Origin of the sequence: Paenisporosarcina quisquiliarum, assembly GCF_043641925.1 — a bacterium.
GTDB classification, from domain to species: Bacteria; Bacillota; Bacilli; order Bacillales_A; family Planococcaceae; genus Paenisporosarcina; species Paenisporosarcina quisquiliarum_A.
The window spans coordinates 121,451-139,565 of record NZ_JBHZRU010000005.1 but is presented as its reverse complement, the minus strand read 5'-3'; the positions used below and the strand labels follow the sequence as shown (position 1 = coordinate 139,565).

The following is an 18,115-nucleotide window of genomic DNA, read 5'->3' as shown; positions in this document are numbered from 1 at the left end:
CGTGGTCCCTTTCTGTTATCCATATACATGTTAACAGAAATTAATGTAAGAAAACCCTTGTTACGAAAATTGTAACAAGGGAATTGTATTTTTTTATTTCCAGCCTACTTCATTAAAGATTAAAATCGATTTAGCATTATGATCACCTAATGCAGATAATGAGATATCTTGTTCTTTAAACTCGCCCCATGATTTCAATAATTCTGTAGGTTCTACTGATTCATTCACTGGGTATTCATAATTAGCTTCAGCAAATTTCCCTTGAGCTTCAGGTGCTGATAAAAACTCTAAAAGTTTAACTGCATTTTGTTTATTTTTTGCAGTTTTAACTACCCCAGCACCACTTACATTTACATGAGTTCCTGTCGTTTCTTGGTTAGGGAAGAAAACACCTAAGCCTTCAGCAACTTTAACTTCTTCTGCATCTTCAGAGTTCAACATTTGTCCAAGGTAGTACGTATTCATAATTGCCACGTCACCAATGCCTGCAGCAATTGCCTTAGCTTGGTCACGATCTCCTCCTTCAGGGTCACGTGCAAAGTTTGCTACAAGTCCTGCAGCCCACTCTTTCGCTTTTTCTTCACCTTCAATTTCAACAAATGATGCTAATAAAGATTGATTATAAATATTTTCAGAACCACGAATTAAAACACGACTTTTCCATTGATTTTCTGTTAATGCTTCGTACGTTGATAAATCTTCAGGTTTCACTGTCTCTTTATTATAAACAATGACACGTGCACGTTTAGTTAAGCCATACCACATTTGATCTTCGTCTTGGAAATTAGCTGGAATTTGCTCATCTAAGACATCACTAGATACTGCTTGTAATAAACCATCGTCTTTAGCACGGAATAATCGTCCAGCATCTGCAGTTAAAAATAAATCTGCTGCTGTTGCATCACCTTCACGCTTAATACGCTCAAGTAATTCATCAGCCTCACCTTTAATTACATTTACTTTAATTCCTGTTTCTTCTGTAAATTTCGCATATAATTCATCGTCAACATCATAATGACGAGCTGTATATAAGTTTACTTCCATACTTTCGTTTGTTTCTTTTACATCTTTTGTATCAGTCGTTTTTGTTGCTTGGTCATTACCACATGCAGTTAAAACTAACAGGGTAAATGATAATAATAGAAATAATGCTTTTTTCACTTGTTGTCTCTCCCTTTATTAAATGATTTGTTATTGAAAACGATTCTCAATATCAATTATAAATCGGATTATGAAAAAGTCAACCAATCAGTAGCGGCTTTAAGATATTCGCAATATTCAAACTAAATAGCGAATAGAATCCTTTTGTTTACTATCTTTAGTAAAAACCAACTTGCTTTGGTATCATCAAATCCATTTCCCAAGAAATTTTTAGCTATTTTCTAACCACACAAAAAAGGTGTCCAAAAGTCGTTTTCACAACTTTTTAGACACCTTTTTTTAGCCATCTCTTCTATTTTTCCCACTTAATCTCATTGGAATTGTTATGGAACGAATTCTTTCCATTATTCTTGCTGCTTTTACTAATTCTCTTTCACCTTTTCCTGAGTAGGCTAAGTGATCTTCTAATCCGTCATAATCAAAATTAGAAGTAATAAAAGTAGGAAGGTTCTCAGCCATTCGATAATGTAATACGGTTCCTAGAATTTCGTCTCTTGTCCAGCTAGAGAGTGTTTCGGCACCTAAATCATCTAACATTAACACAGGAGCTTTTTTCACATAATCCACTTTTTCTTGTAACGATTGATCTTGAATCGCATGTTTCATTTCTCGAAGGAATTCAGGAACATATACAAGAACGGTTTTTATTCGTAATTCAGCTAGTTCATTTGCAAGCGCACCTAGAACATATGACTTACCAACACCGAATTCACCATAAATATAAAAACCTTTTGCAGGTAAACTTCCTTCGGTTTTCACTTCTTCTAAGAAAGTTTGTGCGGCAGATCCTAGGTTAACTCGCGTATTATGATCGTATGTGACAGTAGCAAGTCTAGCCTTTAATACATCTTTTGGCATATGCATGCTTGATATCATTTCCGATACGTGGCGACGCTCTTCTTCAACAAGTCTCTGATTACATTTTGTGTAATCGATATCAATAGTACCTCTAGTAATTACGAGGTTAGGGACGAATCCTTTCATGAAGTTCGAGCATTGAGCAACGTTTGCACAATTTTCGCAATCATGATTTTGAGTCGTGTATTCATATAGTTTCCCTAAACTTCTATCCACCATCGCTTTGTTCACTTCATCAGCATGCTGAGATAAGAACTGTTGGACTCCAGGATTCTCTAATATTTCTGCTTTCATATTGTCATATCGTTTAGAGAATTCTGGCGCATTTACTACTCGTTTTAATGTTTCGCTAATCGGTTCCATTTTATTTCGCCTGCCCCTCTGTTACACCGAGTTTCTTAAGCAATTTTTGTTTCTCAATTTCAAAGTCTTCTGTGACTTCATTTTCAATTGTTTGTTTAGTCGCTCGGCTTTCTTTGGCTTTAAAGAACCATTCCGGAACTTTTTCATCTCGTGTTCCCTTTTTACGGAAAGCTGCAGGTTTTGATGCACTATTTTGCCAATCTAGATATTGATCATGTTCTTTTCTCGAAATATCGATTGCTTCTCTTGCTGTTTGAACATTTTCTCGTTGCCAATGAGCCGCGATTTTATGGACATAGTTTTTATTTAATTTCATTTTTGCACGTATTAAAACAAATTGAAGTAACACATTCACCACGGGGGGAGGTAATTCATATTTCATGACCAATTCGTTAGCCAATTCTACTTCAATCGGCATCGGTTCTCTACCTTTTGAGATATCTCTTAACACTTCAAGTGGTGGTGTTTCTTCGAGATATTTAATTAACAATTCATCCTTTGATGATTTTGCAATTGGACTAGCAGGCTCAGTTGTATTTTTAACTTGTTTCATGAGCTTAGGTGGTTTAGAAGAAACCGTTAATTTATAAAAATCTGCTGCTGATTTTTTTAAACGCTCTTCCGTAATCCGATTTTGATCATCAATCGCGAGCATAACAACCTTTTGCATGTCTAATGGATTAAACGAATATAAAAACGCTACCTTCGCTATCAATTCTTTTACGGGTAATGTTAATACATGTGAAGGAATCATTACTTCAGACAAGCCTGATTTTAATAAGTCAAAATCGAAATCTAGTGAATAAAATGGCAATTTACTAGGTCGATTCACTTCCTCAGTCGGTGTGTTATCAAAAATATGACCTAGTTTGTTATAGTCATGATTACTTTTGTAGACGTCTTTGAGTTCGCGAGAAACATTTTCAAAATCTTGATGTGTTTGCTGTTTTTTCATAAATCGATCTCGCACTTTTATATAGGCCTTTTCATGGATGACGCTATATAGTGAAGTAGCTAAAATGGGTTCACTAAAAAACGCGTGAGCCGTTAAAGGAGCTAATACTTCATAAATAAACAATCTCTGATCTGACTTGTCTTGTTTCCAAGTTTTTAATAATCCGATTGCTTCTAATGAAACACGAGCGTCAAAAATTTTCTTTAAAGGCATACCCAATACGTCCATTAAAAAATAATGACTAAGGGGTTCAGCAGGATGGTACTCGGATTCAGCCCATAATGTAAAATAAAGACTCATAGCTTCAATTCCGATAATGGGCTTATACAAAAGCGTTACTAACTGACGATCTTGATCTGTTAATGGATAAGGCATTTGAATGATGCAGCTATCCACGGGTTGAAGTTCTTTAAACAAAAATTGCATACATCATACCTCCCTTACCTTTAACGTTGGTCTTCTGGTGTCTTTTTCAATAAATCTTTTAATTCATCGATAAATACATTAATGTCTTTAAACTGACGGTAGACAGATGCAAATCTCACATAAGCTACTTCATCAATTTTAGCTAAACGGTCCATAACCATTTCACCAACTTCTTCTGATTTCACTTCAGAATTTCCAATACGACGTAAATCTTTTTCAATTGAAAAGACAACGTTTTCAAGTACATCTAAAGAAACGGGACGTTTTTCACAAGCACGAATAAGACCACGTAAAACTTTTTCGTGACTGAATTCTTCTCGTGACCCATCTTTTTTCACAACGATTAATGGCATCTCTTCTACTTTTTCAAAAGTAGTAAAACGAGAACCACAATCCTCACACTCTCTTCTTCGGCGTATCGCCTTATTATCATCGACAGGTCTTGAATCGACAACTCTTGTTCCATTATATTGACAACTTGGGCATCTCATATGATAATCTCCTGATTTCGTAATTCTTTTATTTCATTTATTATATCAAACATTTGCCCCTAAAATCGAAAAAGCAGAGGAAATTCTCCCTCTGCTCTCTCGTCTATAATTTCAAATGTTATGCATGTGCTGTTACAAGTGCTTTACCCGCTTTAACTGGACCCATACCACGAGGCAGTTCCATTGTTTCACGAGTTTTTGATCCAAGTGCATCTGCAATGTATTCTGCAGCTATCGTTGGATCTAAATCGCCACATGTATATACATCGATACTTGCGTAACCGTGTTCAGGGAAGCTATGAATCGTTAAATGTGACTCGGAAATAATTACTACTCCACTTACACCTTGTGGTGCAAATTTGTGGAAAGCAACTTCACGTACTTCCGCTCCTGATTTTAGTGCTGCATCAACAAATGTTCTTTCGATAAAATTCACATCGTTTAATTTGTCAAATTCACATTCCCAAAGTTCTGCAATTACATGACGTCCCATTGTTTCCATGGTTCGTTTTCCCCCTCTAATAAAAAATTTAAGAATTTTGTAACCTTCTTAAAGTTTGACTACCACGGGGGAAAGTTAGTCCAGAGAGGTCCTAACCCTTTAAGCAGTCCGTATGTACATTCGAAGTACACGAATGTCATTATATGATGTTTTAAATATCAATGCAAGATAAAAACTTAAAATAATTTCACAATACTTTATAAATGGAATTCTTTGTTAGAAATTACTTTTAAAACTTAAGGATTATTACATTCAATAAAAATTGTTCTCTATGGTATATAAAAAACATCCACCCTATCGAAAGATAGAATGAATGTTTATATTAAGCTTGAACTTTTTCTTTAAGTGCTGCGCCAACTTTTTTCGTCAAGTCAACGACACGAGCGGAATAACCCCATTCATTGTCATACCAAGCAAGAACTTTTACTTTTCTAGAACCCATAACCATCGTTGTTAAACCGTCAATGATTGCAGAATGTGGATTTGTATTAAAATCAATTGAAACTAAAGGTTCAGATGTGAAACCAAGTACACCTTTCATACTTCCTTCAGACGCTTTAATAAAAGCATTGTTCACATCTTCAACTGTTACGTCTTGTTGAAGATCTACAACTAAATCTACAAGTGATACGTTTGGTGTTGGTACACGTAATGACAATCCATGAAGTTTCCCTTGCAATTCAGGCAACACTAATGACAATGCTTTAGCTGCTCCTGTAGATGTAGGAATAATAGATTGTGCACATGCACGAGCTCTACGTAAATCTTTATGTGGATTATCTAAATTTTTCTGATCATTTGTATATGCGTGAACAGTAGTCATTAATCCATTTTCAATACCAAAAGTGTCATTCAATACTTTCGCTACTGGAGCAAGACAATTCGTTGTACAGCTAGCATTTGAGATAACATCATGTGCCTCAATGTCTAATTTGTCATCATTAACACCCATAACGATTGTTACATCTTCATTTTTACCAGGAGCAGTCAAAATAACTTTTTTAGCACCTGCTTCTAAATGCAAGGCTGCTTTCTCCCGTGCATTAAATTTACCTGTAGCTTCAATAACAATATCAATATTCATTTCTTTCCAAGGTAAATTTAGAGGATCACGGTCACTAACCAGTTGAACTCTTTTACCATTAACGATTAACGCATTTTCTTCAATTTCTACCGTTCCAGAGAATGTACCATGATTTGTGTCATACTTAATCAAATGTGCTAACGTTTCAGCGGGATAGCTGGCATTAATTGCCACTACGTCTAGATTATCTTCAAGAATAGCTTGTCGGAATACCATACGGCCAATACGGCCAAAACCATTAATAGCAATAGAAGCTGACATTGAAAAATCCTCCTACATGTATGTTATACTGTTGAACTTTTATCCGTAATTAGTATAACACATATAAAATTTAGGTAAACACTTTCAACTAAACCTAAAGAAGTTCTACTTTTCTGAATTATAAGGTGATACATCCAAAATTTTTAAAATGCCCTCCAATTGCTTTTTGGACTCCTCAATTGATCCATTGTTATAGATAACCGCATCAGCCCCTTTTTCTTTTTCGGATAAAGGTAACTGAGATTTAATTCGTGCTTCTGCTTCTTCTTTAGATAAATTATTGCGACTCATGAGACGCTCTAATTGGACGTCCTCAGTCACCGAAACAACTAATATTTTCTCAACCAAATGTTGAAGACGACTTTCAAAAAGCAATGGAATATCCATGAAAAATGTTTCAATTCCCTTTTTGGTCAACTCATCACGCTGTTTTAACATTTCTTTTCGAATAGCGGGATGCATGATGTCATTTAATTGTTTGCGCTTAGCCGGTTGGTGAAAAATCATGGAGCCAAGAACTTCTCGATTAAGTGTTCCGTCTGTATGAAGTACTTCATTTCCGAACTGTTTTTGTATTTCTTGAAGTGTATCACTTCCTATCTCGACAACTTCTCTCGCCACAATATCTGCATCAATAATGGAGAATCCCATATCTTGCAGCATTTTGGAAACCGTACTTTTCCCACTCGCTATACTGCCTGTTAAACCAATAATCATGTAACTCTTCATCCTTTATCGTTGACATGTTGAACAATACCAAGAATTTCGTCCTCCGAGCACTCGCTGCTTAACTGGTTGCTGACATGTTGGACAAATTTTCTTCCCATACATTTGTAAGCGGTCTTGCATATTACCCGCTTCACCATTTATATTCCGGTAATCAGAGATTGAACTGCCTCCTGCAGAAATACTTTCATTCAATACATCTACAATTTCTTTAAACAACTGTACTTTTCTTTTCTCACTAATGCGTTTGACCGTCCTACCAGGATGTATCTTCATTCGAAACAATGCTTCAGTTGCATATATATTTCCACAGCCTGAAATGACTTGTCCGTCCATTATTGTTTCTTTAATCGATTTTTGTTGGTATTTGGGCAATAAAGACATCTGCAAAAAATGATTCAGCGCAATTTCTTCAAAGGGTTCTGGAGCCATTAATAAAAGAGGTGGAAATTGTGATTCCATATCGAGCAATCTCATTTCCCCAAATCTTCGAATGTCAGCATAGACTAAAATCATGTCGTCATCTAATTGAAACTGAACATGAATATGTTTCCTGAATTTCTCTTCCGTCACATCTTCGGTATGTTGAACATAAAACCATGCGCCAGTCATACCTAAGTGAGTGACCAGTAACTTTTGTTCATTGTTTTTTATTAGATGAAAATAAATATATTTAGATCTTCTAACCACTTGTTCAATTTTTGCACCTGCTAGATCACTACAAAACTGTTGAAGTGAACTTCCTTTGACGATGGCTTGTCTTCCTTGTGAGTGTGCATGGGTAATGACTGAAGAAACCTTTACTTCATTGATTGTCTTCCCAGTTGCAACTGGTTTTAAAGAGTTTACTACTCCTTCCACCTCTGGCAATTCAGGCACTAAGTCAGCCCCCTTATTTCGTTTCGTACCAAGTGGAACCATATGCATAATCAACTTTTAAAGGAACTTTCAATTCGATTGCATGCTCCATCACTTCAGGCACGATTTTTTCTAAAATGGCAATTTCTTCAGGTGGTGCTTCAAAGATTAATTCATCATGAACTTGAAGTAGCATACGGGTTTGGAGATTTTCCTTCTCTAAACGATCAGCCATATCAATCATTGCTTTCTTAATAATATCCGCAGCACTACCTTGTATTGGTGTATTCATTGCTGTGCGTTCAGCAAAGCCTCGTAAATTAAAGTTCGAGCTCGTAATATCAGGTAAATATCTTCTTCTATTTAAAATCGTTGTAACAAATCCTTTTTGCTTCGCTTCATGAACGATATTGTCCATGTATTCTTTAACGCCAGGGAAACTTTGTAAATAGCGATCAATAAATTCTGCTGCTTCTTTACGCGTGATCGACAAGTTTTGAGATAGACCATAATCACTAATTCCATAAACTATCCCAAAATTAACTGCTTTAGCGGCACGACGCATATCTGATGTCACTGCATGTGCTTCCACATGGAAAACATCCATTGCTGTTTTTGTATGAATATCAAGATCGTTTCGGAATGCGTCAATTAATTCAGCGTCATCTGACATATGAGCCAATACACGTAGTTCAATTTGTGAATAATCGGCTGCAAATAAAACCCAGTCAGGTTGAGACGGAACAAAGGCTTTTCGGATTTTACGCCCTTCTTCTAATCTAACGGGTATATTTTGTAAATTTGGATTCGTAGAACTCAGTCTACCCGTTTGAGTCAGCGCTTGTTGGTAACGAGTATGGATTTTTCCATCGTCTTCATGAATTTCTTTTAAAAGACCTTCAATATACGTAGATTGAAGCTTACCTAATTGTCGGTAAAGTAAAATATGAGAAATAATCGCATGTTTTCCTTCAAGTTTTTCTAAAACATCTGCTGCAGTAGAATAACCCTTCTTCGTTTTCTTTAAAGGTGGAAGACCGAGTTTCTCAAATAAGATAACGCCTAATTGTTTAGGTGAGTTAATATTGAAGCTTTCACCAGATGCATGATAGATCGCTTGTTCAATTTCAGTAAGTTTGCCAGCTAAATCTTCACCGATGTCTAAAAGTGTTTGTTTGTCCACTTTAACGCCATCTGATTCCATCTTCCCAAGAATAGTGGCAAGAGGTAGTTCAAGGTCATGGTATAGCTCATATTGTTCGTTTTCTTTTAGTTTGTCATCCATTGTATTTCGTAATTTCCAAACAGCCATTGCTTTTCGAACAATATGATCACTGAGGATGCCAACTTCCGGTACGGATTTTTTAGCGCCTTTTCCATATACTTGTTCATTAGTCGAGACTTCCATGTAGCCAAACTCTCTCGATAAAACAGCTACATCATCTGAGGTAATGGCAGGATTCACAATATAGGCTGCTAATACAAAATCAAATTCCACACCATCTAGCAAGACATCCTTACGATGGAATGCTGCAAGTGCAGCTTTTGCATCAACTAATCGCTTTTTCTTTGTGTCATCAATTAACCAAGCACGGAAATCTGATGATTTAAACGCATCATCCACTTTTATGAAATAGGCATTGTGTTCATCTACTAATGCAAGACCTAACATATCCGCTGTATGATATTGTTCATCATACAACTCTAAATGGACGGCCATCTCATCTGATAAATGTTCCGATGTTATTTCTGTAAGGTGTTCAAATACAATGTCTTCTTGAGCGACTTCTTTTTGGGTGTAAGTAGTTTTTTCAAGTAGCGATTTAAAGGAAAGCTCTTGCCAAATATTCAACACTTCTTCCATGTTTGGCCCGTCATACTGAAGATCTTTGAAGCCAATTGTTATGGGTGCATTTGTCTCAATCGTGGCAAGTACTTTACTCATTTTCGCTTGCTCTTCATTGGTTTCTAGCTTTTCTTTCAACTTCCCTTTAACACTTTCTAAACCTTGGTAAACTCCGTCGACCGTTTTGTGTTCAAGTAATAATTTGATAGCAGTCTTTTCTCCGACTCCAGGGACACCCGGTATGTTATCGGATGAATCGCCCATTAACCCTTTCATATCGATAATTTGATCAGGCGTTAAGCCATATTTCTCCTTAATATGTTCTGGGGTGTATTTCTCAATATCTGTCATACCTTTTCTGGTAATGTATACAGTTGTCGTAGGCGATGACAATTGCGTTAAATCCTTATCACCAGAAACGATTACAACTTCATCACCAGCTAATTCTGATTGTTTGCTAAGTGTTCCGATAATATCATCTGCCTCATACATTTCGAGTTCATATTGAGGGATTTGATAGGCAGTTAACAATTTTCGCAAGTAAGGAAATTGCTCTGAAAGTTCTGGTGGAGTCTTTTGACGTCCTCCCTTGTATTCTCCAAAAGTAGAATGTCTAAATGTCGTTTTTCCTGCATCAAATGCTACCAACATATGCGTGGGATTTTCTTCATCTAAAATCTTTTGTAGCATCATCGTAAATCCATAAACTGCATTCGTATGAATGCCGCTTTCATTTGTCAGTAAAGGAAGTGCGAAAAAAGCACGGTACGCCAAACTGTTTCCGTCGAGTAATAACACTTTATTTTTGCTCAAGCTATTCCACTCCTCTATGTATTGAAATCCTAAAAATTATCCGTTATATATTTTCCAAGCAAAAAGACGCCATCTTCCTTCATTTTACCATGATGGGTAGATGAAAGGAAAATGACGCCTCAGATTCAAAGAAGATCATTTGTTTTTAAATTGCTTTAAAAATTATTCTAAATAACCAGTGAGAATTTTTGCATAGGGTGAATCGGATGGAAGAATAATCATTGTGTCTTCCCCGATGGTTTTCTTATAAGATTCAAGTGTACGATATAATGCATAAAACTCAGGGTCTTTAGAGAAAGATTGGTTATAGATTTTAGCCGCCTCTGATTCGCCTTCTGCAGTAATAATGGCAGCTTCTTTTTGTGCGACCGCAATCATTTCTTGAACTTTTTTATCTGTGGTAGATTCAATTGTTCGTTTATCCGCATCCCCTTCAGAAAGATACTTTTGTGCGATTGATTGGCGCTCAGAAATCATTCGTGTATAAACCGATTGTTCATTTTCAGGTGGAAGATCTGTCCGTTTCATACGTACGTCGACTACTTCAATCCCATATTTGTCTTTTGCTAATAATTCATTTACTCTCTCGGTTACTCGATCGTTTAAACTTCCTCGAGAAGTATTTTCATCATTAATAATCTCGTCATATGCTAGTTGACCCAATTCAGTGCGGACCACTGAATAAATGAATTCTTCCATACGTCCTTCAGCATTCAGCATATTTCCGGCATTCGTAATCATCATTTTCGGATCCGTAATACGCCATACGGCATAGTTATCTATAATAATACGTTTTTTATCCATCGTATTAATTTCTGCTTCAGACACGTTATATGTCATTTGGTAGCGAGGTAACGAAGTGACACTTTGTAAAAATGGAACTTTCATATAAATGCCTGGTGTATATCGAATTTCTTTTACTTCACCAAATTGACGAACAACACGGTACTCGCTCTCTTTTACGACATAGATATTGGCAAGTAAGATAACGAACGACGCAAATATTAGTGTAAGAATGATAATAGTCTTCATATGCTTTTTAAAATTAATGGGTTCTTTTGTCTTTGGAACTTTATTGTTTTTATTAAATTGTTCATTAAATTTTTGTTCCAAAGAACTAAATGGATTTTGTTTATTTTGGTCCATTAATTTCCGCCTCCTTCAGTTGCAACTGGTGGCACTTGCGTTGGTTGTTGCAATGGTAAATATTTTACCGTCTCTCCTGAATCATTCATGATATAAATTTGCGCATTTGGCAAGACAGATTCTAGTGTTTCAATGACTAAACGTTGTCTCGTTATCTCTTGATTGCCTTTATATTCGGTATAAAGCTTATCAAATACAGCAATTTCGCCTTTTGCTTGTTCAATACGTGCTGTACGTTGTCCCTCTGCACGAGATTTAATAGCAGAAATTTCTCCAATCGCTTCACTTTCACGTTGGTTTTTATATTTATCAGCTTCATTTGTTTTCGTGTTTTTCGTTTCACGTGCATCTGTTACAGCCGTAAACGCAGCACGAACTTCTGCGTTTGGCAACTCGACATCTTGCAATTTAACGCCAAGAATCGTAATACCAATATCGTATTTCTCAATTAATGATGCAAGTAAATCACGAGTTTCCGCTTCTATCTCAGCTTTACCAGAAGTTAGCGCCTCATCGATTAATGAACTACCAATGATTGAACGTATGGATGCTGACGTTGCATCATGTAATATGACTTGTGGTGATTCAGCATTAAATAAGTATTTAGTTGGATCGGTAATTTTCCATTGCACAACTAAATCAGTTAAAACAATGTTTTCATCACCAGTAATCATTTTTGTTTCGTTATCAAACGAGACGATTTCTCCATCAGCTGATTGTTTATAACCAAACTGAAGACTAAATGTTTCTTTTGAAAGAACTTTAACTTTTTGCATTGGCCAAGGTAGTTTAAAATGTAAACCTGAGTCAAGGATTGGTGCTTCTGCTTTACCAAATGTAATAACAACTGCTTGCTCAGACTCATCCACGGTATACCAAGATGTAAAAATAGCTATTAATGCAATAATTCCTACTATTGATAATGACACAATAGATAATATTCGTTTAACACTCATCGTAATTCCCCTCATTTCTATTCTTCTATAGTTTTACGATTAACTTTTGCTAAGGTTTCAAAAACATACCCACATTATTTTATTTGATTTGCTTTTTAAAGGATAATGGTAGTTTGCAACAATTTTTATGACTGTACCGTTCTCCATCCTTATCGTCCAAATGTGTTATAAACAAAGAAAAAGCCCTCAATTGAGAGCTTTTCCTTTTGCCAAATGCGGTATTGGGGGGTTTCATAAGTATCTTATCAAAGCATTGTGAATTCCCTATGAAGAAATTGTAAATAACATGTTAAGTTGATTGTTTCTTCGGGATTGAAATTTCAAATCTTGTCCCTTTACCAATAGAACTTTTCACTGTTATTTTCCCTTGATGTGCTTCGATTAAATGTTTCACAATCGCTAGACCAAGACCTGTCCCACCAGAATTCCGGCTTCTTGCACGATCTACTCGATAAAATCTTTCAAAGATACGAGGAATTTCGGTTTCTTCTATGCCTATTCCTTCATCTTGAATAAGCATGATTCCACTTGACTCTGTTTCTGATAAATCCATTGTTATGGTGGTGTTTTCAGGTGAATACGTAATAGCATTTGTTAATAAATTCATCAATACTTGAATTAATCGGTTGAAATCGCCTTCTACAAAAATATCTTGTTCAAAATTGTATTTCAAAACCATATTTTTTTCATCTAATCTTGGTCCAGTCATTTCAGCTGCCCTCATCATCACTTCTTTCAAATTAATGATTGTATGCTCAACTGAAAAACCGTGTTGCTCAATCTTGGATAATTCCAATAAATCTTCAATTAAATCTTGTAATCGATTGCTTTCTTGATGAATAATTTCTAAAAATGTGTTCAGAGTATTTTTATCGTTTGAAGCGCCATCTAATAATGTTTCTGTAAATCCTTTGATCGATGTAACAGGTGTGCGAAGTTCGTGAGATACATTCGCTACAAAATCTTTACGTATTTGCTCCAAACGCACTAAATCCGTAATGTCATGCATAACGATAACTACACCTAGCCATCGACCATATTCACCAATAACAGGAGCGCCATACACTTCCATATGTCTCTGGTCTTGCTTAAGTGTTAATCGAAGTTGCTTTCGAATGGATGATTCCGTTAAGAATACGAAATCAATTAAGTCTTCTAATTCTTTGGGCAATCCGACACCTTTAAATGAATGGTCTTGAACGTCCGTTAACTTTCTAGAAAACTGCGTGAGAAATGATTTATTAACAATTGTAACTTGGCCATCTCGACCAATCATTAATAATGCACTTCCCATATTCTCAATTAGCGTCTTTAAACGTTCTTTTTCAATTTCTCGTGTTTTTGAAATATCTTGTAAGTTTCTTGCTAAAATATTAATCGAAGTACTTAAATGGACAGAATTACTCGTTTCATCTTCAAATGCGCGTGCTCGATAATTTCCTTTTGCTAGCTCAATAGCAACTTCCGTAACATTATCAATCGGTTGTGCATGTTTTTTTGCCATACGTATTGTGAAAAGAATCATCATTAGAAATGCCCCTACTAAAACGATTCCAATGATTAACCATAATTTTTGACGAATTTCATTAAATTCCTTGCCGTGTTCGACGTCTGAAAGAATTTTATTCACTTCAATTAATTGGTCGTCACTAAGTCCATCTCCTGAATTCTCTAAAACTTGGGCAATTTCTTCCCCCGTATTTATGGTATTCGAACGAACTGCATCTTCAACGTATACAGGAAAAAGCTGACTTAATATAATACCTAAGCCAGCAAGAATTGATGCCATTAATAATGAAAAGGACATTATTAAGTTTTTTTGGAGTGACTTCATCCTTTTTTAGGCTCCTCGAATTTGTAGCCTAGCCCTCTAATCGTCTTTATGAATAAAGGTTTCCGACTACTTTCTTCAATTTTTTCACGTAAATGACTAATATGCACATCAACGATTCGTGTATCTCCTGCAAAGTCATAATTCCACACAGCACTTAATAATTGATCGCGAGTTAGTACTCGATTTTTATTATCCATAAGATAGACGAGCAATTCAAATTCCTTCGGTGTGAATTCGAGCTGTTTATCATGCAAGAAAACTTCATAACGTTCAGGATATACGCGCAAATGATTAAATTCATAAGAGTTTTCGGATTGTGACGGTTGAACTTCATCTGAAATGTTGTTTGTTCTTCTAAGTACAGCTTTAACTCTAGCCGTTACTTCTCGTGGACTAAAAGGTTTTGTCATATAGTCATCTGCCCCGAGTTCGAGTCCCAAAACTTTATCAAATTCATCATCTTTAGCGGTTAACATAATGATAGGTGTGCTAATTTTTTGAAGTCGCAGTGCCTTGCATACTTCCATACCGTCCATTTTTGGCAACATTAAATCAAGCACAATTAAATCAGGTTTGTTTGCGATGACAGAATCAAAAGCTTGTTGACCATCTGCTGCAGTAATGACTTCAAATCCAGCTTGTTCTAAATTGTATTGTAGTAACGTGACGATAGACGATTCATCGTCTACCACTAAAATTTTATTTGACATGATTTAGCCTCCACAATCGATTTGAAACCCCCATTTCAAACCCATTTAGCTGTATTAGAAATTATCCATTGCGTGCGAAGTCAATTTATTCTCAAGACGAGGTGGTGTTGCAACAAGTTTACCTGTAATAACTACCTCTCCCTCTTCATTGGTAGCTTCCACTTCAATCTCAACTAAATTCTTTTCTACATCAACAGCTACTACTGTTAATAAAAAATCTATCGTTGCGTAATGGTACACCGGTTTTGGGAAAGAGATATGTTGATCGACAATATGAGAACCTGGCCCAGGTAAATATTTCGAAATCGCAGATGTTACAATACCTGTTAACATAATAGCTGGTACAATTGGTTTTTCATATGAAGTTTGTGAAGCAAAATCATGTTGAATATATAAGGGATTTCCGTCATTTGTTAAACCTAAATATAATAGTAAGTCTTTATCTTCAATTTTTTCAGTCAGCTTTAACTTTTCTCCTACTGACATACTTTCAACTTTACGTCCTAATTTACGTTTCTTTCCAAGTAACATTCTTAATCCCCCTTGAGTAGTTCTACTTTCATAGTATCAATAAGTATAAAAAAAATCGAGCAGGGATTGCCTACTCGATTGATATTTCATTGATAAGAAAGTAATAGATTTTGAATTTATTCTATATAACATCAGAATTCATTCAGAGGATATCAGCGAAATTAAGTTAAAATCTCCATTACATTACGGACTGAAGCAGCAGATTTATCTAACTGAGCTTTTTCTTCTTCTGTTAACTCTAACTCAATTATTTGCTCAATTCCGCCTGCACCAAGAATTGTTGGTACCCCTAGGTAAATACCTTCTAACCCATATTCACCTTCTAAGTATGCGATAGATGGTAACACTCGACGTTGATCTTTAAGAATTGCTTCAGCCATTTCAACAATTGAAGCTGCTGGCGCGTAGTAGGCTGAACCATTTCCAAGAAGATTCACAATTTCAGCGCCGCCTTTTCGAGTTCTTTCCACGATAGCAGCTAAACGATCAGATGGGATCAATGTTTCTAAAGGAATTCCTCCTGCATATGAATAACGTACTAGTGGAACCATGTCGTCCCCATGTCCGCCTAGAACAAATCCAGTAATGTCTTTAACTGATAAGTTTAATTCTTGAGCTACAAAAGTTCTAAAACGCGCTGAATCAAGTACACCTGATTGGCCAATTACACGCTCTTTAGGGAATCCTGATTCTTTATATACTGTATAAGTCATTGCATCAACGGGATTGGTTAATACAATAATCGTTGTATTTGGAGAGTGCTTAACAATTTCACCTGTCACAATTTTCATCACTTTTTGGTTTGTTTGAACTAAATCGTCACGGCTCATTCCTGGTTTACGTGCAATTCCAGCTGTAATGATTACGATATCTGAATCCTTTGTATCTTCGTAGTTAGAAGTACCAATTATATTAGCATCAAAACCCTGAACAGGACCAGCTTCTAACATATCAAGAGCTTTACCTTTCGTTGGGTTTTCCATTTGCGGAATATCAACTAAGATAACATCTCCTAATTCTTTTTGAGCAAGTAAGAATGCTGTAGTAGCGCCTGTAAATCCTGAACCGATTACTGAAATCTTTTTACGTTTCATTGTCATCAGAATACACTCCTTTTACTTAGGTAAAGAGAATAACAGAATCTCTTCTAACAAAGTATACCTAATTATGATAAATTCTACCTTCATTTAGCATGCCTAAGTTTATTGCCACAAAAAGTAAAGGCGTTATGCCACTGGGACACAACGCCTTCAAACAACTCTTATAGGTTTTTGATTAATTCGTCAGCGAACTCAGAACACTTAACTTCTGTAGCACCATCCATTAAACGTGCAAAGTCATATGTTACTACTTTAGAAGAAATCGTTTTCTCCATAGAATCCATTACTAATTTAGCCGCTTCGTTCCATCCAAGGTGTTCAAGCATTAATACACCTGAAAGAATGACAGAAGAAGGATTTACTTTATCTAATCCAGCATATTTAGGAGCTGTACCATGAGTAGCTTCAAAAATTGCATGTCCAGTTAAGTAGTTAATGTTAGCTCCTGGAGCAATCCCGATACCACCAACTTGAGCAGCTAATGCATCAGAAATATAATCTCCGTTTAAGTTCATTGTAGCAACAACATCAAATTCGCTTGGGCGAGTTAAAATTTGTTGTAAGAAGATATCAGCAATCGAATCTTTTACTAAAATTTTACCTGCAGCTAATGCGTCTGCTTGTGCTTTATCAGCAGCTTCTGCACCTTTATCAGCTTTAATTTGATCGTATTGGTTCCATGTGAAAGTTTGCTCAGCAAATTCTTGTTCAGCTACTTCGTAACCCCAAGTTTTGAAAGCTCCTTCAGTGAACTTCATGATGTTTCCTTTGTGAACTAAAGTTAGTGATTCACGGCCTTCTTTAATAATGTAATTTAAAGCAGCACGTACTAAACGTTTTGTTCCTTCTTCAGAGATTGGTTTGATACCAATACCAGAAGTTTCAGGGAAACGGATGTTTTTTGTACCCATTTCATTTTGTAAGAATTCGATGATTTTTTTCACTTCATCAGAACCTTTAGCAAATTCAATCCCTGCATAAATATCTTCAGTGTTTTCACGGAAGATAACCATATCCGTATCTTCGGGACGTTTTACCGGTGAAGGTACTCCGTCAAAGTAACGAACTGGGCGTACACAAGTATATAAATCTAATTCTTGACGTAATGCAACATTTAAAGAACGGATTCCGCCTCCAACAGGAGTTGTTAAAGGTCCTTTAATTGCAATCAAATACTCACGAATAACTTCTAAAGTTTCTTCAGGTAACCATTCGCCAGTTTTGTCGAAAGCTTTTTGTCCAGCTAAAACTTCTTTCCATACGATTGATTTTTCGCCGTTATATGCTTTTTCAACAGCTGCTTCTAAAACGCGTTCTGAAGCTGCCCAAATATCAGGACCAATTCCGTCACCTTCAATGTAAGGGATGATTGGATTATTTGGTACATTTAATACGCCGTTTTCAACTGAAATTTTTCCACCGTTTGTCATAATAAAATTCCTCCTATAATCATAGTCATAGGGCATGTACGATCAAAGTGGAATAAACCATATG

The 18,115-nt window shown here is 36.0% G+C and carries 16 protein-coding genes; all 16 read right to left on the bottom strand.

What is annotated here, in order from left to right; genetic code table 11:
• Positions 1-93: 93 nt before the first annotated feature.
• The 16 genes from ACHUE4_RS05875 to icd all read right to left on the bottom strand — a co-directional run bounded on the left by ACHUE4_RS05875 (position 94) and on the right by icd (position 18,051).
• Complete coding sequence (locus tag ACHUE4_RS05875; protein ID WP_394188445.1) at positions 94-1,161, bottom strand: Fe(3+) ABC transporter substrate-binding protein; 1,068 nt, start codon at positions 1,159-1,161, stop codon at positions 94-96.
• A 279-nt stretch (positions 1,162-1,440) separates the two neighbouring features.
• Complete coding sequence (gene dnaI / locus ACHUE4_RS05870) at positions 1,441-2,382, bottom strand: primosomal protein DnaI (RefSeq protein ID WP_394188444.1); 942 nt, start codon at positions 2,380-2,382, stop codon at positions 1,441-1,443.
• Position 2,383: 1 nt separating this feature from the next.
• On the bottom strand, positions 2,384-3,763 hold the full coding sequence (locus tag ACHUE4_RS05865) for a replication initiation and membrane attachment family protein (protein ID WP_394188443.1): 1,380 nt from the start codon (positions 3,761-3,763) through the stop codon (positions 2,384-2,386).
• A 20-nt stretch (positions 3,764-3,783) separates the two neighbouring features.
• Entirely contained in the window at positions 3,784-4,254 is a 471-nt protein-coding gene (gene nrdR, locus ACHUE4_RS05860; RefSeq protein WP_394188442.1) for a transcriptional regulator NrdR, read from the bottom strand.
• 118 nt (positions 4,255-4,372) lie between these two features.
• Positions 4,373-4,756: an adenosylmethionine decarboxylase gene (speD, locus tag ACHUE4_RS05855; RefSeq protein WP_394188441.1), complete on the bottom strand. Its 384-nt coding sequence runs from the start codon at positions 4,754-4,756 to the stop codon at positions 4,373-4,375.
• A gap of 322 nt (positions 4,757-5,078) precedes the next feature.
• Entirely contained in the window at positions 5,079-6,101 is a 1,023-nt protein-coding gene (locus ACHUE4_RS05850) for a glyceraldehyde-3-phosphate dehydrogenase (RefSeq protein ID WP_394188440.1), read from the bottom strand.
• Positions 6,102-6,206: 105 nt separating this feature from the next.
• Positions 6,207-6,818 carry a dephospho-CoA kinase gene (gene coaE, locus ACHUE4_RS05845; protein ID WP_394188439.1) on the bottom strand — a complete coding sequence of 204 codons (612 nt, stop codon included), beginning with the start codon at positions 6,816-6,818 and terminating at the stop codon, positions 6,207-6,209.
• Positions 6,819-6,833: 15 nt separating this feature from the next.
• Positions 6,834-7,706, bottom strand: coding sequence for a bifunctional DNA-formamidopyrimidine glycosylase/DNA-(apurinic or apyrimidinic site) lyase (gene mutM / locus ACHUE4_RS05840; protein WP_394188438.1), 873 nt, complete (start codon positions 7,704-7,706; stop codon positions 6,834-6,836).
• 13 nt (positions 7,707-7,719) lie between these two features.
• Positions 7,720-10,344 carry a DNA polymerase I gene (gene polA, locus ACHUE4_RS05835; protein WP_394188437.1) on the bottom strand — a complete coding sequence of 875 codons (2,625 nt, stop codon included), beginning with the start codon at positions 10,342-10,344 and terminating at the stop codon, positions 7,720-7,722.
• A 162-nt stretch (positions 10,345-10,506) separates the two neighbouring features.
• Positions 10,507-11,490: a protease modulator HflC gene (gene hflC, locus ACHUE4_RS05830; RefSeq protein ID WP_394188436.1), complete on the bottom strand. Its 984-nt coding sequence runs from the start codon at positions 11,488-11,490 to the stop codon at positions 10,507-10,509.
• Positions 11,490-12,446, bottom strand: a complete 957-nt coding sequence (gene hflK / locus ACHUE4_RS05825) for an FtsH protease activity modulator HflK (RefSeq protein ID WP_394188435.1) — start codon at positions 12,444-12,446, stop codon at positions 11,490-11,492. The genes hflC and hflK overlap by 1 nt, the downstream gene beginning before the upstream one ends.
• A gap of 289 nt (positions 12,447-12,735) precedes the next feature.
• Positions 12,736-14,280 carry a two-component system histidine kinase PnpS gene (gene pnpS / locus ACHUE4_RS05820; RefSeq protein WP_394188434.1) on the bottom strand — a complete coding sequence of 515 codons (1,545 nt, stop codon included), beginning with the start codon at positions 14,278-14,280 and terminating at the stop codon, positions 12,736-12,738.
• Positions 14,277-14,990 (bottom strand): response regulator transcription factor, encoded by a 714-nt coding sequence (locus tag ACHUE4_RS05815; RefSeq protein ID WP_394188433.1) that lies wholly within the window; start codon positions 14,988-14,990, stop codon positions 14,277-14,279. Before ACHUE4_RS05815 ends, pnpS begins: the two co-directional genes overlap by 4 nt.
• A gap of 54 nt (positions 14,991-15,044) precedes the next feature.
• Positions 15,045-15,521 carry a MaoC/PaaZ C-terminal domain-containing protein gene (locus ACHUE4_RS05810; RefSeq protein ID WP_394188432.1) on the bottom strand — a complete coding sequence of 159 codons (477 nt, stop codon included), beginning with the start codon at positions 15,519-15,521 and terminating at the stop codon, positions 15,045-15,047.
• 161 nt (positions 15,522-15,682) lie between these two features.
• Positions 15,683-16,621 (bottom strand): malate dehydrogenase, encoded by a 939-nt coding sequence (gene mdh / locus ACHUE4_RS05805; RefSeq protein ID WP_394188431.1) that lies wholly within the window; start codon positions 16,619-16,621, stop codon positions 15,683-15,685.
• Between the two features lie 161 nt (positions 16,622-16,782).
• A complete protein-coding gene (gene icd, locus ACHUE4_RS05800) occupies positions 16,783-18,051 on the bottom strand; it encodes an NADP-dependent isocitrate dehydrogenase (RefSeq protein ID WP_394188430.1) in 1,269 nt (422 codons plus the stop codon).
• Between the last annotated feature and the right edge of the window lie 64 nt (positions 18,052-18,115).